Raw genomic sequence first — 26,116 nt, 5'->3', positions numbered from 1 at the left:
ATAAGAGAAAATATGAATAAAATTACTTTAAATACATTTTCACAAGAAGTCAATTTATCAATAGATCGTATAATTCAAATTTTTAAAAAAATAGGAATTGTTAAAAATAATAAAGATCATATCGATTATGAAGAAAAAATAATTTTTTTAAAATTTATTAAAAACGAACTAGTGAATCAAAAAAACACTTTTACATTGAAAAGAAAAGTTCATAGTATATTAAATATTTCTAACAATAATGGTAAAATAAAATCTGTAAACATAGAATTTAGAAGAAAGCAAAACGTTTTTGATGAAAAAAACACTAATAATATTACAAAAAATGAAAAAAAATCTTTTAAAAAAAGAATTATTTTAGATTCTAAAAAAAATCAAAATGATATAATCATTTCTAAGAAAATAATAAATAATAAAAAAAACAATACTAAAAAAACTGAAAACATTTTTATTTCTGATGAAAAAGATTTAAAAAAACTACAAAAATGTTCAAAAAAAAACTTTAAGATTAATAAATCTAGCATTATAACAAGAAAAAAAAACATTGACGATAAAATTAATAAAATAAAAAAAAATAAAATAGAAAAAAATAATAATTCAAAATCTTTATTAAATATCAATAAATTTAATATTAATCTAGATGAAAACAACATTACTAAAAATAGTACTAAAATAAAAAAAAAGTTATTTACATCTAAAAAAAACAAAAAAAATCTAAATAATATAGAAAATAAAAATGAAAATAAAAAGAATACTCAATTCTTTTCTAAAAATAAAGATGAAAAAGAACATTTAATACCGTTACATGGTTTTAAAAAACCATTAAAAATTATCAAGAAAAATATTATAATAAGAGAGAAAATTACCATACATGAATTATCTAATAAAATGGCAACAAAAAAAAACAAAGTAATACAAACAGCAAAGGAATTAGGTATTTCATTTAAAAATAATGAAATAATTGATCAAGATACAGCTCAATTAATTGCTGAAGAAATGGGACATAAAGTAATAATAAAAAACACAAACTATTTAGAAGAATCATTATTAAATAAAAAAAATTTCAAAAATCAAAAATTAATAATCAGACCTCCTATAGTAACAATTATGGGACATGTAGATCATGGTAAAACAACTCTTTTAGATAGTATAAGAAAAATTAATACTGTTGATAAAGAAGCGGGAGGAATTACTCAACGTATTGGAGCCTATAATGTAAAAGTTAATAAAACAAATACTATAACTTTCCTAGATACTCCTGGACATGCAGCATTTACAGCTATGCGAGCTAGAGGTGCTAACGTAACAGATATAGTGGTTTTAATAGTTGCTGCTGATGATGGAGTAAAACCTCAAACAATAGAAGCTATTCAACATGCAAAGGCAGCAAAATCACCTATTATTATAGCTATAAATAAAATTGACAAATCTGATTCTAATCCAAAAAAAATACAAAAAGAACTAATAAAATATAACATTGTTTCAGAAAAATGGGGTGGAGAAACCATGTTTGTTAAAATCTCTTCTAAAACAGGAGAAGGTATACCAAATTTATTAGATTCTATTCTACTTCAAGCTGAAATGTTAGAACTAAAAGTGTCATCCTCCGGATTAACTGAAGGAATAGTTTTAGAATCTTTTTTAGATAAAGGATTAGGTCCAGTAGCTACTATTTTAATAAAAGAAGGAATGTTAAAAAAAGGAGATATTGTGTTGTGTGGTTGTACTTATGGGAAAATAAAAGTTATAAAAAACGAAGTAGGTCGATTAGTCAAACATGCTAAACCTTCTATTCCAGTTCAAATATTTGGTTTATCCGATATACCTATATCTGGAGACAAAATCAATATTGTTGAAAATGAGAAACAAGCTAGAGAAATTGCTGTATATAGACAAAAAAGAATACATGAGTACAAACTATCTAAAGAAAAAATGTTAACATTAGATACTATCTTTAATAATTTAAATAAAAAAACTAATTTAGAATTAAATATAGTTTTAAAATCAGATACACAAGGTTCTTTGGAAGCAATTAAAACTGCATTACAAAAAGTTTCTACTGAAACTACAAAAATAAAAATTATAGGATCCGGAATAGGCGGAATAACAGAAACAGATGTATCTTTAGCTATAGCTTCTAAATCTATTATTATAGGATTTAATGTTAGAGCAAATTCCTCATCTAAAAAATTAATTCAATTAGAAAAAGTAGATATCAGGTATTATTCTGTTATTTATGATTTACTAGATGCTATAAAAATTTCCGTCAATGAACTATTAATACCAAAAAAAGTTCAAAAAATTATTGGATTAGCTACTGTAAGAAACATCTTTAAATCTCCAAAATTTGGCATAATTGCAGGATGCATGGTTACAAGCGGAACAATAAAAAGACATTGTTCTATACATATATTAAGAGATAGTAAAGTGATATATACAGGAGAATTAGAATCGCTTAGAAGATTTAAAGATGATGTTGCTGAGGTAAGAAATGGAGTAGAATGTGGAATTGGTGTAAAAAACTATAACGATATTCGTGTTAATGATATAATAGAAGTATTTAAATTAACAGAAAAAAATCTGTAAATCTTTGATTTTTTTAAATATATTTATATCATACAAAACATATCATATAATTTATGACAATAAATTATTATTTATATATTTAAATAAAAATAGTTATATAACTGTAATTTAATAAAATTATGAATGAAAAATATTACCGTTCAATACGTATTTCAGAAGTCCTAAAAAAAGAAATTTCTTATATTTTTTTAAAAAAAATTAACGATCCACGAATCATTAAATCTATGTTAACTGTTTTAGATATAAAACTATCAAAAGATTTATCTAATGCCAATATATATATTGGATTTATGACAGAAAATAACAAAGATATTTGTAATAAAACTATTAAAATAGTTCAAAATTGTGCAGGATATATTAGATCACTGTTATCAAAAAAAATACAATTAAGAATTACTCCAATATTGAACTTTAAACACGATACTTCTTTTTCAACGGGTAATTACATTAGTAATATAATAAATCAAATAAAAAATAATTAATATAATTCATTAAAAATATTCATAAGGTATTTAATGTCTACTTTAATAATATATCGAGCTGTAAACGGAATATTACTTTTAGATAAACCATGTGGATATTCATCAAATAATATTTTACAAAAAGTAAAAAAAATTTTTTGTGCTAAAAAAGCTGGTCATACTGGATCTTTAGATCCAATCGCTTCAGGAATGTTACCTATTTGTTTTGGAGAAGCTACAAAAATTGCACAATATTTACTAAATTCAAATAAAACTTATCATGTAATTTTTAAACTAGGTCAAAGCACATCAACATTTGATTCTGAAGGAAAAGTATTATTAATAAGAAAAATCAACGTAAATGATCAAAAAATAAAAAAAGTTTTAGATCAGTTTACTGGATATACTTACCAGATTCCACCAATGTATTCAGCTATAAAATATAATGGTAAACCATTATATTTTTACGCACGAAAAAATATTGTTATAAATAGAAAAAAAAGATTAATACATATTAGTAATATTCAATATATAAATTATAAAAATAATCTTATAGAATTAAAAATAAGTTGTTCTAAAGGAACTTATATCCGTTCTTTAATTCACGATATAGGAGAAAAGTTAAAATGTGGAGCTCATATAATCTTTTTGAGAAGATTAAAAATAGCACATTATACAGAGTCTGATTTAATAAATTTTAATTCAATACAAACATTGAAAAATAATTTTAAAAATTTTGTTTCTCCTTCTGTATTTTATAAAAAAATAGATCAATTCCTAATTTCAATAGATACTGTTTTATCCCATCTAAATGAAATTATTTTGAATTACGAAGAAGAAATTTTGTTCAAGAATGGAAATAATGTTCTTTTGAAAAAAAATAATCTTGTCAATGGAATAATAAGAGTAAAATCAAAAAAAAAAAAAACGTTAATAGGTATTGGATTTATAAAAAATAAAACTGTTCTGTTTCCAAAAAGAATAATATTCTAATTTTATAAATTTAATAAAATTAAAAATATTTAATTTAAAATTATTTTTTTTTATATTGAATATTTTAGTTAAATGTGAATTTAATTATTAAGTATGGAAATTTTATATATGTCAATAACATCTAAAAAAAAAAAACAAATTATCATAAAATTTGGAAAAAATGAAAAAGATAGTGGACGTTCAACAGTTCAAGTAGCTTTATTAACAGAAAGAATAAATCAACTACAAAATCATTTTTCTTTACATAAAAAAGACCATTCTGGAAGAAGAGGTCTAATAAAAATTATATCTTATCGTAGAAAATTACTTAAATATTTAAAGATAAACTATTTAGATCAATATCATCTAATAATTAATAAATTATCTCTGCGTCACTAAACAACATGAACGTTTTTAAATTAAATACTCCTTTAAAAGGGCTCAAAATAGCCCTTTTTTAATTTTAATAAAATTATTTATATGTTTATAATGAATTATATAATACAACATATGTTTTTATAATTTAAATTAAAATATATATTCAATGTTACTCAATATTAAGGATACCAGTTTTGCTAAATCCAATTTTCCATAAGTTTCAATATGGACAACATATTATTAGTTTAGAAACAGGATTAATTGCTCGACAAGCTACTTCTTCTGTTTTAATAAATATGGATGATACTGTTGTATTAGTTACTATAGTAGAAAAAGAATCCTCTACACCAACAGATAAAAATTTTATTCCTTTATCAGTAAACTATCAAGAAAGAACATATGCTGCAGGTCGTATACCAGGAGGTTTTTTTAGAAGAGAAGGGAGACCAAGTGAAAATGAAATATTAATCGCCCGTTTAATTGATAGACCAATTCGTCCTTTATTTAATAAAGGTTTTTCTAATGAAATTCAAATAATTGCCACAGTTTTATCTCTAAATCCAGAAGTAAATCCTGATTTAGTAGCTATAATTGGAACTTCTACTGCTCTTACTCTATCTAATATTCCTTTTCAAGGACCTATCGGAATTGCAAGAATAGGACTTGTTAATAATGAATATGTACTAAATCCTTCAACTACAGCAATAAAATCAAGCGAACTAGATTTAATTATTTCTGCAACTAATGAATCTGTAGTTATGATTGAATCTAAATCAAATATGCTATCTGAAAAAAAAATTCTAAACGCTATTAAATTTGGATTTGAAAAACAAAAAACATTAATTAAAAATATTTTAATTTTTGTAAAAAAACATAAAATAATTAAAAATTATAAAACTCATTCGTTATATGAATATGATCAAGTTTTATATTCGACAATAAAAAAAATAATAGAAATACCGATTAAAAATATTTTTTTTAAATCAAAAAAAAATGAAAAAATAGAAAAACTAAATACATTAAAATGTAATTTATTAAAAATTTTAAAAAATAAAGAATTAATATTTGAAGATGTAATTATTGAAAATATATATGTAGATATTTTAAAAAAAACTATTCGAAAAAAAATTTTAAAAGAAAAAGTAAGAACTGATGGAAGATCAAAAAAATCTATTCGAAAAATAAGTATTAAAACTGGATTGTTACCAAGGGTTCACGGATCAGCTTTATTTACTAGAGGAAATACTCAAGCTTTAGTATCTATTACTTTAGGAACATCTCGTGATGCACAAAATATAGACGAATTAATTGGAGATCGGACCGATAATTTCTTATTTCATTATAATTTCCCTCCTTATTCAGTTGGAGAAATAGGAGTAATAGGATCTCCAAAAAGAAGAGAAATTGGACATGGAAAACTAGCTAAACGAAGTTTACTCTCCGTAATGCCTAAAATAAACAAATTTCCATATACTATTAGAGTTGTTTCTGAAATTACTGAATCTGATGGTTCATCTTCAATGGCTTCAGTATGCGGTGCTTCTTTAGCATTAATGAATGCTGGTGTACCAATAAAATCAGGAATAGCAGGCATAGCTATGGGACTTATAAAAGAAAAAAATAAATATATTATACTTTCAGACATTATTGGAGAAGAAGATTTTTTTGGAGATATGGATTTTAAAATATCTGGAAATTATATAGGAATAACAGCATTACAAATGGATATAAAAATTAATGGAATAAACCAAAAAATTATTGAAGAAACATTATATCAGGCAAAAGAAGCTCGATTAAAAATTTTAAAAAAAATGGATGAATCAATAAGTATTCCAAAAAAAGAAATATCTATTTATGCTCCTAGAATTTATACAATTAAAATTAATCCTGAGAAAATAAAAGATGTTATTGGAAAAGGAGGTTCAATTATTAGAATGTTAACAGAAGAAACGGGTACAACTATAGAAATAGAAGATAACGGGATGATAAAAATATCTTCAGCTTTTCAAGAAAAAGCTATTCATGCTATTCGTAGAATTAAAGAAATCACAGCCGAAATTATAGTTGGAAAAATTTACCCTGGAAAAGTTATACGTATCGTAGATTTCGGAGCTTTTGTATCTATCGGAATAGGAAAAGAAGGGTTAGTACATATATCACAAATAGATAAAAATCATGTAGAAAAAGTTTCTGATCATCTTCATTTAAATCAAATAGTTCAAGTCAAAGTATTAGAACTTGACAAACAAGGTAGATTACGACTAAGTATTAAAGCTGCAAATAATGATATATAAAAACATATATAAAATCTATATATTGATATATATCAATATATATTCTGTTTAAATGTTAACAAAACTATGTTTTTTAAAAAAAAATAATTATATGTTATCAATATTAACTGAAAGTAATTTATTTAAATTATCAAATATTTAAATAAAATTAAATTTTTAATTTATTATCTTTAATAGTAATAAGAAAAATTTTTGTTTAATAAATTCATATTAAGATTTAGAATTAAAGAAAAAAAACAATTTTACATTTAAGATTTACTATAAAATCAATAAAATATTTATTTTATTATATATTATTACTATTTTTAATATGTTAATATTGGAAATATATTTTTATAAAAAACCAGATTTTATTACTAAAAATTTAGAATTAATAATATTAGTAATATCATTTTTTGTCAGTTAGCATTATTTAATTAAAGCTGGTTCACATTATTCAATGAAAAATAAAAAATTTTATTTTGATGATTTATGTAAGCTAGCCGCCGTAAATAAAGAGGCATAAGTATTACATGACTCATATCGAAACATCATTTTTAAAACTTGGTTTAAACATTAATTTAACTAAATCTTTACATGAAATGGGATATACAAAACCTTCTCCTATTCAATTTTCTTGCATCCCTTATTTATTAAAAAACTATGACGTTTTAGGAATGGCTCAAACTGGAAGCGGGAAAACTGCTGCTTTTTCTTTACCACTATTACAAAATCTAGATTTACTTCTAAAACTTCCTCAAGTTTTAGTTTTAGCCCCAACTAGAGAATTAGCAGTTCAGGTATCAGAAGCATTTTTAGTATTTTCAAAATATATTAAAGGAGTACAAATACTAGCTTTATATGGAGGTCAAAAATATGAAAATCAGTTAAGATCTTTAAAAAAAGGCCCTCATATAGTAGTAGGAACACCAGGAAGACTGTTAGATCATCTAAAGCGAGGAACTCTTAATTTATCAAGATTAAAAAGTTTAGTTCTAGACGAAGCTGATGAAATGTTAAGAATGGGATTCATTGAAGATGTAGAAAATATTATGGCAAAAATTCCAAAAAACCATCAAACTGCTTTGTTTTCTGCAACTATGCCTGACGCCATTCGGAAAATTTCTAAAAGATTTATGAAAAATCCAAAAGAAATATGCATAAAATCTAATATTACTAATAAACCTGATATAGAACAAAGCTATTGGATTGTTAATATAAGAAAAACAGAAGGACTTATTCGATTTTTAGAAGTAGAAGATTTTTTATCTGCTCTAATATTTGTTAGAACTAAAAGTGCAACTCTAGAAGTTTCCGAATCTCTTGAAAAACATGGATATAATAGTGCAGCATTAAACGGTGATATGAATCAAGCTCTTCGAGAACAAACTCTAGAAAAATTAAGAACTGGTAAACTCGACATATTAATTGCTACAGATGTAGCAGCTAGAGGTTTAGATGTAGATCGATTAACTCTAGTAATAAACTATGATATTCCTATGGACGTAGAATCATATGTACATCGAATAGGACGTACCGGAAGAGCAGGAAGAACTGGAAAAGCTTTACTTTTTGTAGAATATAGAGAAAAAAGACTGTTAAGAAATATTGAAAGAATAACAAAATCAAAAATTTTCGAAACAAAGTTGCCTAATAACTCATTATTAACAGAAAAACGATTGAAAAAAATTAATTTAAAAATAGAAAAACAGCTAAATAGTAAAGATTTAGTTGATTATCAATTAATTTTAAAAAAGTTAAAATGTTTTGAACATATTGCTATTGAAAAGTTAGCTGCAGCTCTACTTAAAATGGCTCAGGGAAAAAGATCACTAATTATTAAGTCCGAACCGTCATACAAAACCAACAAATTTATAATATCAAAAAATAGCACAAAACCATTTAATAATTTTAAGAAAAATAAATTCAGAAAAGATAAAAATATCTTAATGAATATATACAAAATTGATGTTGGAAGAAACGATGGAGTAGAAGTACGACATATAGTAGGCGCAATTGCAAATGAAGGAAATTTAAGTAGTAAAGATATAGGAAACGTAAGACTTTTTCCTATTTATTCTACAATTGAATTACCTGTATCTTTACCTGCAAAAACATTAAATTTTTTTTCTAAAACACGAATTTTAAATAAATTAATTAATATAAGACTTATTTCAAATAATAAAAATTATAAGTTAAAAAAATATAATGAAAAAGCTCGTTTTTTTAATAAAAAAACTTTTTTAAAATATGTTCCTGAACGAAAAAAAGTAAATCGACGTAGAACTTCACAAAATTAACAACTTTTATTCTTTCAAGTTCAAATATATAGTTTATGCCACATCGTGGCATATATTATTATATTACATAAATATTTTTATATTTGTACTTATAAATTTTTCATTGCAATAGCTTCTATTTCTAAATTAGCACCATATGGTAAATTTACTACTTGAACACAAGATCTTGTAGGAAATTTAGAATTATGATTTAAAAAAAAATTTTCATATGCTATATTTATTTTTTTTAAATCATGTATATCAGTAACATATACTGTGGTTTTAATAATATTATTAACCTTAAATTCTCCTTCTTGTAAAATGTGGTTTATATTGTTTAAAATGAACATTGTTTCTTCAGTTATATTTTTATTTAAAAAATTATATTTTTTATTTAATCCAATTTGTCCAGATATAAACATTATATTATTAAATATAGATCCTTGAACGTATGGTCCTAATGGACTTGCTACTTTATTTGTTTGTATTACTTTAAACATAAATAATCCTTATTATAAGAATTTAAAAAAAAATTATATATATAATAACTTTAAAAAGTAATTTTCAACTACATAAATATATATATTCTTTTTATTTAAAAAGCTTTATTTCTAAATAATTACTTATTACTTTTTTTATTTATATATTAATTTAATTTTAATTTATCGTTTTATTTAAACTCAGTATTAATAAAGATTTAATAGTATGCAATTTATTTTCCGATTGTCTAAAAATAATTTCTTTATTTTTTTCAAAAACGCTATTTGTAATTTCTATACCATTGTTTAAATTATACGAAGAATTTATATTTTTAGATAAAACCGTTTTTTTATCGTGTAAAGCAGGAAGACAATGTAATACTTTTACATTTTTATTATTAGTTAATGTTAATAATTCTTCATTTACTTGATATTTATATAAACAATCAATAGTCTTTGTCCACTGATTATTATCATCACCCATAGATAACCATACGTCCGTATATACGTAATCTACATTTTTTAATCCTAAATCAATATTATCAGTAAACAAAATATTTTTATTCTTTTCTATTAAATTATTTATATATTTATTTTCTTTTATTGTTTTTCTTAAATATTTTTTTGGAGATATTATACGAAAATCAAATTTATATAATGTAGATATTTCTATTAAACTATTTGAAATGTTGTTGTTAGAATCTCCTATATAGGCTAATTTAATATCAGATAATGATTTAAAATCATGAAGGTCTTCTTTTATAGTTAACATATCTGCTAACATTTGAGTGGGATGATACTGTTTCGTTAATGCATTCCACACAGGAATATAAGAAAATAATGCTAATTCATCGATATTATTATGATCTACTCCTCTGAAAAATATTCCATCATATATTGATGTTAAAGTTCTAGCTGTATCTCTAATTGATTCTTTATATCCTATGTGTGAATTTTTAGATTCTAAATATGTAGTATTTGCTCCTTGATCAAAAGCAGCAATTTCTATTGAACATTTTGTACGTGTAGATTCTTTTTCAAAAATTAATGCAATATTTTTTCCCTTTAAATATTTTTTTTCATTATTTTTTTTTTTCTCTACTTTTAATTTTTGTGCTAAATGTAATAATTCATCTATTTCTGCTTTATTAAAATCTAATATTCTTAAAAAATTTTTTTTGTATATTTTATTCATATAATTGATCTTCTAGTTTTTTTAAAGAAACATATTTGATATATAAATTTAACATTTCATACTATACATAATTCATTAAAACCAACATCTACACTTCAAAAAAAAAATTTTTATATATTTATATATTAAAAATCATATGTATATGATATAAATGCTTTTTTTATTAAGAACAAACCATAATTTGTTATAAATAAATTTATATTCAAAATTTAATACAAATATTTTAAACATATATAAATAATCATCGTATGAATCATCTTTAATGTATTATACTACTAAATACGTTTTTATTAAAAAATTTTAAAAAACAATATATAATTTCTTTATTAAATAATATATGGGACTGATATGAAGTGCTTTATTAAAGATAAAATATTAAATGTACCAAATATAGAATGCATTATTGTAGGAGTATTTGAACATAACAAGCTATCTCATTTTGCAAAAAAAATAGATATAAAAAGCAAAGGATATATTTCTAGTTTAATAAAATCAGAACCACAATTGAGTAAACCGGGAAATGGAGTTTTTTTATATAATATTCCTAATATTAATTTTAAAAAAGTAATATTAGTTGGATGTGGAAACGAAGATACTATAACTTATGAAAATTATATAAAATTTATAAATAAAAGTATAAATATATTAAAAACTATTATTGCACCAACTGTTTTTTTTTCATTATTAGATTTAAATGTTAAAAAACATAATTTATATTGGAAAATAAGAACATTTATAGATATTATATACGATTCTTTTTACATTTTTAACAAATATAAAAAAAGTAATAAATATTTTAATTTAAAAAAAATTTATTTTTCTTCTACTTCAAAAAAAGAACAAGAAATCGGTGAAAAAGCCATTAAACACAGTATAGCAATATCTATAGGAAAAAGTTACGCTAAAAATTTAGCTAATTGTCCTCCTAATGTTTGTAATCCAGCTTATTTAGTATCTTGCGCTAAACAATTAAAACATAAATATAAAAATACAATTAATATTAGTATTTTAAATGCTAAAAAAATAAAAAATTTAGGAATGAATGCATATTTATCAGTCGGAAAAGGATCTAAAAATAAACCTTATATTTCTATTATAAAATATAAATCTACAAATCATATTATAAATGAAAAACCAATTATTTTTCTAGGAAAAGGTATTACTTTTGATTCTGGAGGTATTTCCATAAAATCTTCATACGCAATGGACGAAATGAAATACGATATGTGCGGAGCAGCAGCAGTATATGGAATCATGTCATCTATAGCTCAATTAAATTTACCTATTAATATAATTGGAGTGTTAGCTGGTAGTGAAAATATGCCAGATGGAAATTCATTTCGTCCAGGTGACATCATAAAAACCATGTCTGGAAAAACAGTAGAAATAATTAATACAGATGCAGAAGGACGGTTATTGTTATGCGATACACTTACTTATCTAGAAAAATATGATCCTGAGATAGTAATAGATATTGCTACATTAACAGGAGCATGCATAATAGCATTAGGAAAAAACGTTAGTGGTTTTATGACCCAAGATAAATTACTGTCTAAAGAACTGATAACAGCTTCTAATCAAACAAATGATAAAATATGGAAGCTTCCTATGTTTAAAGAATACTACAAAGAATTAAAATCAAACATTGCAGATTTAAAAAATATTGGAAATGGAACAGCTGGTGCTATAACTGCAGCTTGTTTTTTATCTTATTTTGCAAAAAAATATCGTTGGGCTCATCTAGATATTGCAGGAACAGCATGGACTTCCGGAACAGAAAAAAGTGCTACTGGACGTCCTATAAATTTAATATTGCAATTTCTATTAAATAAATGCAAATTATCTCAATAATAATATAAATTTATTGTATCTATATTCTGAATACAATAAAACTTTATATTATAATTTAATTAATTTTTAACAAATTTATATTTTTTGTATTTTTTAATTTTAAATTTATAAATTTATAAATTTATAAATTTCAATAAATAAACTTTATATTATAATATAATTTACATATCAAAATTGTTTAATAATAATATTACAAATAAATTACTATGAAAAATAAATACAATCCAAATTTAGTTGAACAAAAAATATATTCTTTTTGGGAAAAAAATAATTTTTTTAAACCTAATAATAATAAAGATAAAAAAAGTTTTTGTATTATGATGCCTCCTCCAAATGTAACTGGTAACTTACACATGGGACATGCTTTCCAACAAACCTTAATGGATATTCTAGTACGTTATAATAGAATGAAAGGAAAAAATACTCTATGGCAAACGGGAACTGATCATGCTGGTATTGCTACTCAAATTATTATTCAAAAAAAAATAATCAAAGAAAAAGGTGTATTTCCGAAAAATTATACAAGAGAAAAATTAACCAAAATTGCATGGGGATGGATAAAAAAAACAAAAAAAACTATAAACAATCAAATAAAAAGATTAGGCTGTTCAGTAGATTGGACAAGAGAACGTTTTACTTTAGATCCTAAAATTTCAAAAGCTGTGCAAAAAGCATTTATAAAATTATACCACAATAAATTAATTTATAAAAAAAAACGTCTAGTAAATTGGGATACAACGGTAAAAACAGTTATATCAGATTTAGAAATAGAATACCGTGAAATTAATAAAACGTTTTGGTATATAAAATATCCTATCTATAAAAAAAAATCACATGACGAATCTTCAACTAATTTTATTGAAATAGCTACCACACGTCCTGAAACATTATTAGGAGATGTAGCTATAGCTGTTAATCCATTAGATACTAAAAATAATCATTTTATTGGAAAAAAAGCAATCATTCCAATAATAAATCGCATTATTCCTATAATTGGAGATTCTTCAATTAAGATAAATAAAGGAAGTGGATGTGTAAAAATAACTCCAGGTCATAATTTTATAGACTATTCTATAGCAGTAAAAAACAAACTACCTATTATTAGTATTTTTTCTTCTTCTGGAACTATTTTAAATATATTAAAATCATATGATTATTGCGGAAGAAAAATAAATATGAAACATTTAAAAACTCCTATCATATTTCAACATTTAACTATTTTTGAAGCAAGAAAAAAAATAATACTAGAAATAAAAAAATTAGGATTATTAAAAAATACTACTAGTATAATAGGAAAAGAAGCATATAGTGATAGAAGCGGTTCTATCATAGAACCAATGTTAAAAACTCAATGGTATTTAAAAACTAATTCTCTATCAAAAAAAGCTATTTTAGCTGTAAAAAATAATTCTATTAAAATATTCCCTAAACAATATGTAAATATGTATTTTTCTTGGATGAATAATATTCAAGACTGGTGTATATCTCGCCAATTATGGTGGGGACATCGTATACCTATTTGGTACGATAAAGAAAAGAAAATATATGTTGGAAAAAACGAAAAAGATATAAGGAAAAAATATTTGATTGATAAATCTGTTGTTTTAATGCAAGAAAAAGATGTATTAGATACTTGGTTTTCTTCAGCTTTGTGGACTTTTTCAACTTTAGGTTGGCCTAAAAAAACAGACGAATTAAAAACTTTCCATTCTACCAATGTATTAATAAGTGGATTTGACATTATATTTTTCTGGATAGCTAGAATGATCATGTTAACTTTATACTTTATAAAAGATAAACATGGAAATCCTCAAGTTCCGTTTAAAAAATTGTATATTACTGGATTAATTAAAGATGAACAAGGATTAAAAATGTCAAAATCAAAAGGAAATGTAATAGATCCTTTAGATATGATTGATGGAATTAATTTACCAGATTTAATTAAAAAACGAACTAGTAATTTAATTAAATCTAATACATTGAACACTGTCATAAATCTTACAAAAAAACAATTTCCATATGGAATTGAAGCTATGGGTACAGATGCTTTAAGATTTACTTTTTCTTCTATAGCATCTAATAATAGATTTATTAATTGGGATATGAATAAATTAAAAGGATATAGAAATTTTTGTAATAAATTATGGAATGCAAGTCGTTTTGTTATAAACAAAATTAATATATCTAAATTAAATATATATCAAAAAAATATAGAAACAAGATGTATTTTAAATAAATGGATTAATATAAAATTCAACGATTTAATTAAAGATTATGAAAATAATTTAAATAACTTTAGATTTGATATAGCTTCTCAAGCTCTATATAATTTTTTATGGAATAATTTTTGTGATTGGTATTTAGAATGCTCTAAACTTTTTATAAATAAAAATTTTTTTAATGATAAAAAAAAGTTAGAAATAGAATATACTTCTTTAAATATATTAGAAAACTTTTTAATACTATCCCATCCTATTATTCCATTTATTACAGAAATAATTTGGAAAGAGATTAGTATTGCAAAAAAAATGCCATTTACATCTATTATGTTACAACCATTCCCAAAATTTAATTCATTATTAGTAGATAAAAAATGTTTCATAGAAATGAAATGGTTAAAAACAATTATTACGTCTGTTAGAAAACTTCGATTAGAACTTAATATAAAAAAATTTATAAAAATATCTATATGTGTTCAATTAAATGATAGTATAGGAGAAGAAATAATTACAAAATATTCTAAATATTTATGCAAACTATCTAATTTAACTTGTATAACAAATTTAAACAATGAAAATAATAAAACAAACTATATACAAAGAATAATAAACAATATAATTTTTTATATTCCTATAAAATATAAAGAAAAAATTATATATAAAAATAATTTATTAATAAAAAAATTACATAAAATCAATTTAAAAATTGAAATTAGCAAAAAAAAATTATCTAATAAAGATTTTTTAAAAAAAGCCCCAAAAACTATTTTATTAAAAGAAAAAATTTATTTATCAAAATTAAAAAATAAGAAAAATGAATTGTTAAATTAAATTGTGTAAAAAAATCATTCGTACATTTCATTTTAAAAAAATAACGATGAACCAATGTAAATTGCTATGTTTATATATATAAAATATTTTAAGTGTAAAATTTTGTATTTAAAGTTATAAGGTAAACAATGAATTCTAAACTAAATAATACATTTTGTAAAAAAGATTTAAAAAAAAAAGCAACATATCTTCAACATAATAGAATTACTATCTCATTTTATAAATATTTTTACATAAATAATCCAGTTCAAGTTAGAAATGAATTATATTTATATTTTTTTAAATATAATGTTTTTGGAAGAATATACATATCTACTGAAGGAGTAAATGCACAAATAAGCGTTCCTTATCGTAATTTTGTTAAAGTAAAACACTTTATTTACAATTTACATAGAAATTTAAAAAACATATATCTAAATATAGCTATAGATAACAAAAATTTATCCTTCTGGATGTTAAAAATAAAAGTACGTAAAAAATTAGTATCAGATGGAATTTATATTCCTAATTTTAACAATCAAAAAAAAGGAATATATTTAAATTTTATGCAAGTAAATAAACGCATAAACGATCCTAATACTATATTTGTAGACGTTAGAAATAACTATGAATATAAAGTAGGTCATTTTAAAGGATCTGTACGAATTCCAGGAGATACGTTTAAACAACAAATAAATAACTCTGTCTCTTTTTTAAATAAATTTAAAAAAAAAAATATAGTTATGTATTGCACAGGAGGAATTCGTTGCGAAATAGCAACATCTTGGATGTTATTTAATGGATTTAAAAAAATTTATCATATTTTAGGAGGAATTATAAGATATGTGAACGATTCAAATAAAAAAAATTGCAAAATTAATTTTTTAGGATCTAACTTTGTATTTGATGATCGTATGATAGAAAAAATTACTCAACAAGTTTTATCTTATTGTTATAATTGTAAAAAATCTAGTGATAAATACAAAAACTGTATAAATAATTTTTGTCATAAATTATTTATTCAATGCGATCTATGTGCTAATCAATTAAAATCATATTGTTCTTTAATTTGTATGAATAATCATAATAAAGAATTCTTTAAGTAAAATTAATAAAAACAGCGTATATATATATGTATATATATTAAGTTTATTTAAAATAATTATTTTTTTAATATTTATTTATTTTTTTGATTTATAAATAAAAAGATATTTTTCAAAAATTATATTACTTTTTATTTTTTTGAAAAAATATTCCTGATTAATTTATAAAATTAAACATAAAAAATTTGAAATTATATACATTTTTTTATTTTTATACATTTTATATGTACTTATTTATATGCAATACATTTTAATATTCCAATATTTATATACTACAATTCTAATATAAAACATTTATAAAACAGTCTTTTTTTATTTTTTTATGCGTGTTTTTATTAACAAAAACAATTATTTAATACTATTTTTAATTTTTATGATAGATAATAAATGATTTTAATTTTTAATTTTTTAAAATTAAAAATTAAATAATTTATCTTAAATTTTATGTCAATAATTCTTATTAATAAAATAATTTTTATTCATAAATACATATAAAATATATTATACTTTTGTAAATATAAATTTTCATAAAATTAAAGCTATGTTAGTATAAAGTGAAAACATTTAAATTTTTTATTTTTCATTTAGGAAAACAAAATTTCATGGTAATCCCGATTAAACTTATATTCATGGAAAAAATAAAAGTTAATAAAAAAATAAAAATACAAGGATGGATTCGAACCCGAAGAAGTTCAAAAATAGGAATTTCTTTTCTTAATATATATGATGGATCTTGTATACATACTATTCAAGTAATAGCTCATTCTTCTATAAAAAATTATTCTACAGATGTATTGTGTTTAACTGCTGGTTGTTCTATATCAATAATTGGTATATTAGTTTTATCAAAAGGAAAATCACAAAAATATGAGATTGAAGCACAATCTATTACTGTTCTAGGATGGGTTAATAATCCAAAAAAATATCCTATTTCTTCTAAGAATCATACTACTCAATATTTAAGAGAAGTATCTCATTTAAGAGCTAGAACTAATGTTATTGGATCAATTTGTAGAATTAGAAATACTCTTTCATTTGAATTACATAATTTTTTTTTTAAAAACGAATATTATTGGATTCCAACTCCTATTATTACGAGTATAGATACAGAAGGTAGCGGAGCTATGTTTCGCGTATCTACACTAGACTTTAAAAATATTCCTAAAGATGTACACAAAAATGTAAACTTTAAGGAAGACTTTTTTGGAAAAGAATCTTTTTTAACTGTATCAGGACAATTAACTTTAGAATCATACGCTTGTGCTATATCAAAAGCTTACACTTTTGGACCTACTTTCAGAGCAGAAAATTCTAATACTAGTCGTCATTTATCAGAGTTTTGGATGGTAGAAGTCGAACAATCTTTTTCCAATTTAAATGACATTATAAAATTATCTGAAAATATAATTAAATATATTATTAAAAAAGTATTAGAAAATAATGCTGACGATATTTATTTCTTAGAAAAATTTTCAAAAAAAAATTTATTTAAAAAATTAACATATTGTATAGAAAATCATTTTCTTCAAATTGACTATATAGATGCAATTGAAATATTAAAAAAATCCAATCAATTTAAAACAGATAACATATGTTTTGGAATAGATCTATCTTCTCTTCATGAAAAATATTTAGTAGAAAATCATTTTAACAATCCAGTAATAATAACTAATTATCCAAAATTGTTAAAACCTTTTTACATGAGAATAAATAAAGATAAAAAAACAGTAGCTGCTATGGATATACTCTTTCCTGAAATAGGTGAAATTATAGGAGGATCACAAAGAGAAGAAAGAATTAAAATTTTAGACCAACGTATCAATGAATGTGGTTTAAATAAAAAAGACTATAAATGGTATAGAGATTTAAGATATTATGGAACAGTTCCTCATTCTGGATTTGGATTAGGATTTGAAAGATTAATGTCGTATGTTACTGGAATGTCTAACGTAAAAGACTTAATTCCATTTCCAAGAACAGTAAAAAATTCTAGTTTTTAATAAAAAACTATTCCTATATATATATCTAAACACTAATACTTAACGCATTGTACAATAACTTTATATATATTCTTTATTTTAATACATCAATTCATTGTTATATAATTCAAAATTATTAACTAATTTTACATACTGTTAAAAATGATTGTTTAAAATTAAATTTCTTAAACTAAACATAAATACTTTCATTAAAATAAATCTATAAAATTAAATTTTCACCATTATTTTAACAAAAATGATTACTTAATTTTTTACCCCCTAATAAATGAATATGTAGATAAGGAATTTCTTGACCTCCATGTTTATTGCAATTAATAATTATTCTATATCCATTTTTAGATATATTAAATTTTTTAGCTAATTTTGTAGCCACATATAACATATGACCAAGTAATAACTTGTTTTTAGACTTAACATAAGCCATAGATTGTATATAATTATTAGGAACAATCAAAATATGTATTGGAGCTAACTTATTTTTATCTTCAAAAGCTGTTATTAATTCATCTTGATATTCAATTATTGCAAAACATTTGCGTAATATTATATTTTTAAAAATAATAGATTTTTTTTCATTACTTGTATCCATATAATCCTCATATAAAAAAATAATACTGTTTTAGTGAATAAAAAACACGCGAAATTAATTCTATATTAAATTACTATAATATGTATATCTATATAGAAAAAATTTATTTTTTTGTAATTTTATAATTTTTTATATATTCGTCAATAGCCGTTTTAATATTATCTGACTTTGTTCCAAAAACAGCTTGTATTCCAGATCCCGAAATTATTACTCCTAAAGCACCAATTTTTTTTAATTGTATTTGATTAACTTTAGTATTATCTTTAACTGATACTCTTAAACGAGTTATACAAGCATCTATACTAACGATATTTTCAACTCCTCCAAAAGCATCTACTATTTTAGAAACTATTTTTTCTATATTTTTAGATTTTAATGATTCTGAAAAATATTCTCTTCCAGGAGTTTTTAAATCAAAAATTATTATGAAAGAATAGAAAATAATATAATAAACTATAGCATATAGTACTCCAACAATCGGAAATAACCACAGATTATGACTGTTTCCACTTAATATTAAAAAATCTAAAATTCCATGTGAAAAACTAGTTCCAGCTCTCATATCTAATAAAACACATATAGTAAAAGCTAATCCAGATAAAATTGAATGAATTACATATAATATAGGAGCTACTAATATAAAAGAAAACTCAATTGGTTCTGTAATTCCAGTTACAAAAGCAGTTAAAGCAGCTGAAATCATAATCCCTGCCACTTTTTTTTTGTATTTTGTTTTAGCTGTGTGCCAAATAGCTATAGCAGCACCTGGTAATCCGTACATTTTGAACAAAAAACCGCCAGATAATCTTCCAGCAGTAGTATCTCCAGCCATATATCTAGCTATATCTCCATGAAAAACTTTGCCAGAAGAATTTATGTATTCTCCAATTTGCATTTGAAAAGGAACATTCCATATATGGTGTAATCCAAAAGGAACAAGTATTCTCTCTACTAAACCATAAATTCCAAATGCTATTCCTGGACTTTGATAAGCCGCCCATAAAGAAAAATTTTGAATTATTTGTCCTACTGAAGGCCAAACCATAGAAAGTAATATTCCTAAAAAAACAGAAAAAATACCTGTAATCATAGGAATAAATCTTTTTCCAGAAAAAAATCCTAAGTATTCTGGAAGCTCAATTTTAGAAAAAATATTAAATAAATATGCAGTCATTCCTCCAACAAGAATACCACCTAATATGCCTGTATCAGAAAAATAATTTAAAGATACATTATTTAATGATTGATTTAAAAAAAATGGAGTAAAAACAAACATTGTTTTTTTCATAATTCCATAAGAAATAACTGCTGATAATGCAGCTACTCCATCATTTTTAGTAAAACCTAATGCCACTCCTATAGAAAAAATAACTGACATATTAGAAAATACAGAACTTCCTGCTTCAATCATCACTTTAGAAATAACCGCTGGAATATAATGAAAGTTTGCAGATCCTAAACCTAAAAAAAGACCTGCAATTGGAAGTACAGAAACTGGTAACATTAAAGATTTTCCAATTTTTTGAAAACTTGAAAATGCATTTTGTAACATAAATTATATTATCCTCTATAACTATACATAAAAATATAACTAATATATGAAAAATAATAATTAAATTATTTTAAATATTAAAAATTGACTTAGTAAACTCGTAAAAAATAATATTTTTTTAAAACATTACTAATTACGCTTAAAAAATAATTTATAAAAATTTTTTGTTGTAATTGCTGAAAAAACGTTTAAATCCATATTTTTTATTTTAGATAAACATTTTGCTATATTATACAAATAAGCAGGCTGATTTTCTCTTCCACGATATGGAACAGGACTTAAATAAGGAGAATCTGTTTCTATTAACATTCTTTCTATTGGAACATATTTAACAACTTCTACTAAATGTTGTGCATTTTTAAATGTTGTAATTCCGGAAAAAGAAATAAAAAAATTCATATCTAAAATTTTTTTAACTATTAACTTACTTTCTGTAAAAGAATGTATAACTCCTTTACAAATATATGCTTTTTCTTCTTTTAATATTTTTAAAACATCTAAACTAGAACTTCTCATATGAACTATCAATGGTTTATTAAGATTAATAGCAGTTCTAATATGTTGTCTAAAAAATTTTTTTTGAAGATTAATATTTTTTTTATTATGATAATAATCTAATCCTGTTTCTCCTACTGCTATTACTTTTCGGTTATTAGCAAGTTTTTCTAATTCTAGAAGAGAACTATTATTACTACAATACAAAGGATGTATTCCACACGAATACCAAACTTTTGAACGCAAATCTTCTCCTAAAAAAAATTTTTTAAATTTTTCTAACGAAATTGAAACTGCTAAAATTGCATGAACATTTTTTTTTTTGCTTTATCTAAAACATCATTTATATTAATATGTAATTTTTTATAATCTAAATCATCTATATGACAATGAGAATCTACTAAGAACATATGTTTTATCTCTTTAATTAAATAAATGTTAAATATGAAAAAAAATTTTTTCAAATTTTAGTAATTCACTTGTAATTAATACATTTTGATCTATTCCAATAATGTTTATTAAATTAAATCTACATTTAAACCAAGAATGTATACTTAAACTTAACTTTTTAAATGAATATTTAAAAGAAATTTTTAAAATTAATAATTTTTGATCTAAATTAATTAAATAGGATTCATCTAAATACTTTATTTTAATGGCATCTATTAAAATAGAATAAATCCACAAAATAATTAAACTAAAATTTATCTCTTCAAAAAAAGGAAACAATAAAAAAAAATTTTTTTTTCTTAGACAAGAATTAAATTGTTTGTAAAATGATTCTCTTTTTTTTAAGAGTGTATGTTTCAACATATAACATGCAACTAATGGTGATCCATTACTCAATTTTAGCATAATCATACACAACTTTAACGAAGAATTAGTTGCTTTTTGTAACCATAAAATATTTTTTTTATCCCGTACAGAAAAAAACAAATTATATGTAATACAACGACCAATAAATATTGTTGGTAACATGTCAGAAAAATAGTTTTTTATAAAAAGAAAAGTATTAGAATAAGAATCTTCTACTATCTTTAATAAAAAATCAATAAAAGAAACAGGTATATTATTACTATTAGAAAAAAAAATAATTTTTGCACTATTCTGATGAGATGTACTAGCAATAATTTTTTTTACTAGATCAATAGCTTTTTCTATGTAAGAATCAGATTTTTCTTTTTTTAAATCTATAAAATAAAAATCTGGATGATTTTTTAAGTTCATTAAAATACATGAAACACATTGGTTACAACTATATATATTTTTTTTTCTTTCACATAATATCCATTTAATAATATTCCATATTAAAACAGAACATGCAGTACCTATCATGGAATTAATTACAATAGATTTATTATTATAACCTTGTCTATATTGATTAATTACCTGATTATATAAACCAACTATCCACGGATACTTATTATTCATAATTTTTAATCCATGTATATAATTTAGTTTTTATTTCTTTATGAACCTCATCTTTTTTTCTTTCAGCATTAATAGTAATACAGTTACTATATTTATTTACTAACTTTAAATATTCTAGTCTAACTTTAGAAAAAAATTTAATATTTTTCATTTCTATTCTATCTAATACTTTTCGCTTTTTTATTCTTTTTATGCTAGTACATGGAGATATATCTAAAAAAAAAGTTAGACCAGGTTTAAAAGATCCAAAAAAAATAGATTGTAAAACAGAAATTTTTTTCTTAATACTTTTTGAAAATATTCCTTGATAAGCATACGAAGAAAAATAATGTCTATCTCCTATAATCCAATATCCTTTTTTTAATTGTGGTTTAACAATACTCTCAATTAATTGAGTTCTTGCTGCATACATTAATAATAATTCTGTATTAATAGTAATTAAATCATGACTAAAATTTTTTTTTACTAAATACCTTATTTCTTCTGCTAATTCAGTACTACCTGGTTCCCTTACAGAAATAACATTTCTAATACCAATATCTCTTAAAATATTTTTTATATAAATTGATGCTGTAGTTTTTCCAGCTCCTTCTATACCTTCCACTACTATAAATTTATTTCTAATCATATCTATTTTCTTTTTATAAAATAAAAGCACATATACTGAACTAAAAAACATTATTTGAACGCAAAATATGAATGTGCGATAAACAAAACAACATTCATAATTTTACTTTTCTTAACATTCAAAAAAAAGATTATTAACATGAACAACTAACGAAAAAAATAAATAATATACAATTTGTATAAGAATTGATTTCTAGATTCAAAAAATATTCATATAATTTTTTGTAAAAATATATTTTATTATAAATAAATAATATATTTTTAATATTTATTATAAGAATAAATGTATTTACTTCTTATAAAGAGAAGTTTTCATGATTATCGTATAATTATACGAGAATAATTTTTATTAATAAAAAATAGCAATCTAATCATTTAAAGAAGATTTATACTTTTTAACAAAATCAATAGCATGTTGTAAAGTAGTAATTTTTTCTGCTTCTTCATCTGAAATGTTAACACCAAACTTTTCTTCTATAGACATAATAAGTTCTATTATATCCAAAGAATCTGCTCCTAAATCTTTTGAAAAAAAAGATGTTTTAGATAATTTATCTTTTTTTATGTCAAGTTGTTCTGAAACAATTTGTTTCATTTCTTCTTCTATGTCTTTCATTATTGTATATCCTAAATGTATATTAAAAAGTTTATCTTTCACTTGTTAATTCATAAATAATCCACCGTTTACATGTAATGTTTGACCAGTAATATACTTTGCACAATCTGAAGATAAAAAAATGATAGCATTAGCAACATCTTCTTTAGTTCCGAATTTTTTCATTGGTATTTTATTTAATATTTTTTTTTTAATTCTTGAAGTCATATCTGTTTTTATATAACCTGGAGCTACAATATTAACAGTTATATTTCTAAAAGATAATTCTAAAGCCATAGATTTATTAAAACCAATTAATCCGGATTTAGAAGAAGCATAATTAATTTGTCCAACATTGCCGATAAATCCTACTATTGAACTTACTGTAACAATTCTTCCATATTTTTGTTTTTTCATTAATGGAACTACTAATTTAGAAATATAAAATGCAGAACTTAAATTAACTCTTAATACTTTTTCCCACTGCAAAAATGTCATTTTGCATAACAAATTATCTTCTACAATTCCGGCATTATTTATTAAAATATCAATACGATGAAAATGTTTTAAAATATATTTAATTAATTTTTTTATTGAATAAATATTAGTTATTTCTAGTATAACTCCGTCTCCAGACATTTTTCTTAAATATTTTTTTATACTCTTAGCACCTGTCTCAGTAGTAGAAGTTCCTATAACTGTAGCTCCTTTATTTGCTAGCATAATTGCTGTTGATTTTCCTATTCCTCTACTAGCACCTGTAACTATTGCTATTTTACCTAAAAAAGTCATGATTTTTTACTTAAAATTTTAAATGCTTTTAAAAAATTGCTCATTTTATATAATGAAATACTAGTAATACCATTTATATCTTTATTAAGATGAGTTAAAATAGAAGAAGATCCAATCTCTAAAAACAATTTTATTTTTTTAGAAAAAATATATTGCATCACTTCTATCCATCTAACTGGTTTATATAATTGTTGAATTAAAGATTTTTTTATAAAAATAGAAGACGTTTCACATTTTATCGAAGTATTATTAACTATTGGACATACAGGATTATGAAATTTAACTTTTTTGATTAATTTATATAGACGTTTAGCTGCTGGTTTCATTAAATAAGAATGCGCAGCAATATGAATTGGAAGTATTTTTGTAAACTTCGCTCCATATTTTTCACATAGTAGTTGCATTTTTTTTATATATTTTATCTTTCCTGAAACAACTATATTTGTTCTAGAATTTATACATGCTATAGAAATTGCTGGGTTAGGAAAATTTAATATAATTAATTTTTTTATATTTTCTAGTTTTAATCCTTTTATTGTTAACATGCTACCTTCAAAATTTTTACACGCAAAAGTCATTATTTTTTCTCTTGCATGTATAATTTTTACTGCTTCTGAAAAACTCAAAATATTACAACATACTAAAGCTGAATACTCTCCTAAACTATGTCCTGCCATTATTGTTGGTTTAATTCCTGTAATAGTCATCCACATTCTATATATAGCTACAGATATTGTTAATATTACTATTTGTATGTAAGAATGGTTTTTATTTTTAGAATAAAAAAAAATATCCCACAAATTCAATTTGATAATTTCAGAAGCTTCCTCAAACGTATTTTTTACAATTTTTAAGCTGCTTGAGTTTAAACACTTAAATGTATTATGTACGTTAAGAGAACCTTGTCCGGGAAAAATCATTGCAAACAACATATTACCTTCTATATTCTAAATAATACTGTACATGTACAATTTTTTACATCTATAAAATTAGTAATATTTAATAAAATTAAAAAATATATACATTATATATTCCATATCTCTATTGATATAAATCTTATATTAAAAATAATAAAGTTATTTTTATAACAATAAATTTTTACTTTTACCATCAGTAATAAACAATAAAATTAAAAACTACATGTTTTAATTATATGAGTTTTTTTACTTTAAAATGATCAGTAATATTATGTTTGTAGCTTTAAATCATTTATTAAAAATTGTAAATATTTTTTATTTTTTAAAAATCACTTTTCTGCCTTTATAATTTCCTGTTGCAGTAATATTATGTCTTATATGCAACTCGTTTGAATTTTTATCTTTAGATATAGAAGGAGAAAAAATTTTATCATGTAATCTACGCATTCCACGCTTAGAACGAGAAGGTTTATTTTTTTGAACTGCCATACTTTTCCTTTATTTTTAAAAAATAT

Annotated in this window: 20 protein-coding genes and 1 pseudogene; 10 read left to right on the top strand and 11 right to left on the bottom strand. The window is 22.4% G+C overall.

The annotated features are described in order from the left end of the window. Positions 1–12: 12 nt before the first annotated feature. The 6 genes from infB (at position 13) to D9V65_RS01455 (ending at position 8,967) form a co-directional block, all read left to right on the top strand. Positions 13–2,583 (top strand): translation initiation factor IF-2, encoded by a 2,571-nt coding sequence (gene infB, locus D9V65_RS01480; RefSeq protein ID WP_158341837.1) that lies wholly within the window; start codon positions 13–15, stop codon positions 2,581–2,583. Positions 2,584–2,702: 119 nt separating this feature from the next. Next, the gene (gene rbfA, locus D9V65_RS01475) at positions 2,703–3,065 is read left to right on the top strand and encodes a 30S ribosome-binding factor RbfA (protein WP_158341835.1); all 363 of its coding nucleotides are present in this window, start codon (positions 2,703–2,705) and stop codon (positions 3,063–3,065) included. Between the two features lie 33 nt (positions 3,066–3,098). Then, positions 3,099–4,037 carry a tRNA pseudouridine(55) synthase TruB gene (gene truB, locus D9V65_RS01470; RefSeq protein WP_158341833.1) on the top strand — a complete coding sequence of 313 codons (939 nt, stop codon included), beginning with the start codon at positions 3,099–3,101 and terminating at the stop codon, positions 4,035–4,037. A 108-nt stretch (positions 4,038–4,145) separates the two neighbouring features. Then, a complete protein-coding gene (gene rpsO / locus D9V65_RS01465; protein WP_158341831.1) occupies positions 4,146–4,415 on the top strand; it encodes a 30S ribosomal protein S15 in 270 nt (89 codons plus the stop codon). Between the two features lie 173 nt (positions 4,416–4,588). Then, a complete protein-coding gene (pnp, locus tag D9V65_RS01460; RefSeq protein ID WP_158341829.1) occupies positions 4,589–6,688 on the top strand; it encodes a polyribonucleotide nucleotidyltransferase in 2,100 nt (699 codons plus the stop codon). A 512-nt stretch (positions 6,689–7,200) separates the two neighbouring features. Then, positions 7,201–8,967: a DEAD/DEAH box helicase gene (locus D9V65_RS01455; RefSeq protein WP_158341827.1), complete on the top strand. Its 1,767-nt coding sequence runs from the start codon at positions 7,201–7,203 to the stop codon at positions 8,965–8,967. Positions 8,968–9,056: 89 nt separating this feature from the next. On the opposite strand, the gene D9V65_RS01450 is transcribed toward D9V65_RS01455, so the two are convergent. Both D9V65_RS01450 and argF read right to left on the bottom strand, forming a co-directional pair. Continuing rightward, positions 9,057–9,446 (bottom strand): Rid family detoxifying hydrolase, encoded by a 390-nt coding sequence (locus D9V65_RS01450; RefSeq protein ID WP_158341825.1) that lies wholly within the window; start codon positions 9,444–9,446, stop codon positions 9,057–9,059. Between the two features lie 157 nt (positions 9,447–9,603). After that, on the bottom strand, positions 9,604–10,620 hold the full coding sequence (argF, locus tag D9V65_RS01445) for an ornithine carbamoyltransferase (RefSeq protein ID WP_158341823.1): 1,017 nt from the start codon (positions 10,618–10,620) through the stop codon (positions 9,604–9,606). A 348-nt stretch (positions 10,621–10,968) separates the two neighbouring features. On the opposite strand from argF, the gene D9V65_RS01440 reads away from it, so the two are divergent. The 4 genes from D9V65_RS01440 (at position 10,969) to asnS (ending at position 18,603) form a co-directional block, all read left to right on the top strand. Further along, positions 10,969–12,471, top strand: coding sequence for a leucyl aminopeptidase (locus D9V65_RS01440; RefSeq protein ID WP_158341821.1), 1,503 nt, complete (start codon positions 10,969–10,971; stop codon positions 12,469–12,471). 206 nt (positions 12,472–12,677) lie between these two features. Beyond that, on the top strand, positions 12,678–15,521 hold the full coding sequence (locus D9V65_RS01435) for a valine--tRNA ligase (RefSeq protein WP_158341819.1): 2,844 nt from the start codon (positions 12,678–12,680) through the stop codon (positions 15,519–15,521). Between the two features lie 128 nt (positions 15,522–15,649). Continuing rightward, positions 15,650–16,606 carry a rhodanese-related sulfurtransferase gene (locus tag D9V65_RS01430; protein ID WP_158341817.1) on the top strand — a complete coding sequence of 319 codons (957 nt, stop codon included), beginning with the start codon at positions 15,650–15,652 and terminating at the stop codon, positions 16,604–16,606. A gap of 599 nt (positions 16,607–17,205) precedes the next feature. Further along, the gene (gene asnS / locus D9V65_RS01425) at positions 17,206–18,603 is read left to right on the top strand and encodes an asparagine--tRNA ligase (protein ID WP_158341815.1); all 1,398 of its coding nucleotides are present in this window, start codon (positions 17,206–17,208) and stop codon (positions 18,601–18,603) included. Between the two features lie 226 nt (positions 18,604–18,829). On the opposite strand, the gene D9V65_RS01420 is transcribed toward asnS, so the two are convergent. The 9 genes and pseudogenes from D9V65_RS01420 to rpmF form a co-directional block, all read right to left on the bottom strand. Then, a complete protein-coding gene (locus D9V65_RS01420) occupies positions 18,830–19,192 on the bottom strand; it encodes an HIT domain-containing protein (RefSeq protein WP_158341813.1) in 363 nt (120 codons plus the stop codon). 103 nt (positions 19,193–19,295) lie between these two features. Further along, complete coding sequence (ptsG, locus tag D9V65_RS01415) at positions 19,296–20,744, bottom strand: PTS glucose transporter subunit IIBC (protein WP_158341811.1); 1,449 nt, start codon at positions 20,742–20,744, stop codon at positions 19,296–19,298. Between the two features lie 129 nt (positions 20,745–20,873). Further along, positions 20,874–21,649: pseudogene (locus D9V65_RS01410) on the bottom strand (TatD family hydrolase). Positions 21,650–21,677: 28 nt separating this feature from the next. Next, on the bottom strand, positions 21,678–22,670 hold the full coding sequence (locus D9V65_RS01405; RefSeq protein WP_158341809.1) for a DNA polymerase III subunit delta' C-terminal domain-containing protein: 993 nt from the start codon (positions 22,668–22,670) through the stop codon (positions 21,678–21,680). Next, positions 22,663–23,298 (bottom strand): dTMP kinase, encoded by a 636-nt coding sequence (gene tmk / locus D9V65_RS01400; protein ID WP_158341807.1) that lies wholly within the window; start codon positions 23,296–23,298, stop codon positions 22,663–22,665. The genes D9V65_RS01405 and tmk overlap by 8 nt, the downstream gene beginning before the upstream one ends. A 366-nt stretch (positions 23,299–23,664) precedes the next feature. Further along, positions 23,665–23,913 (bottom strand): acyl carrier protein, encoded by a 249-nt coding sequence (gene acpP, locus D9V65_RS01395; RefSeq protein WP_158342169.1) that lies wholly within the window; start codon positions 23,911–23,913, stop codon positions 23,665–23,667. A gap of 45 nt (positions 23,914–23,958) precedes the next feature. After that, positions 23,959–24,684 (bottom strand): 3-oxoacyl-ACP reductase FabG, encoded by a 726-nt coding sequence (fabG, locus tag D9V65_RS01390; RefSeq protein ID WP_158341805.1) that lies wholly within the window; start codon positions 24,682–24,684, stop codon positions 23,959–23,961. Next, on the bottom strand, positions 24,681–25,616 hold the full coding sequence (locus tag D9V65_RS01385) for an ACP S-malonyltransferase (RefSeq protein ID WP_158341803.1): 936 nt from the start codon (positions 25,614–25,616) through the stop codon (positions 24,681–24,683). Before D9V65_RS01385 ends, fabG begins: the two co-directional genes overlap by 4 nt. Positions 25,617–25,916: 300 nt before the next feature. Next, a complete protein-coding gene (rpmF, locus tag D9V65_RS01380; protein ID WP_158341801.1) occupies positions 25,917–26,090 on the bottom strand; it encodes a 50S ribosomal protein L32 in 174 nt (57 codons plus the stop codon). Positions 26,091–26,116 lie beyond the last annotated feature (26 nt).

This window comes from Buchnera aphidicola (Anoecia oenotherae) (genome assembly GCF_005080765.1).
GTDB lineage: Bacteria > Pseudomonadota > Gammaproteobacteria > Enterobacterales > Enterobacteriaceae > Buchnera_E > Buchnera_E aphidicola_AB.
Note: the sequence above shows the minus strand (reverse complement) of the source record. Positions and strands in the feature narration are given on the sequence as shown.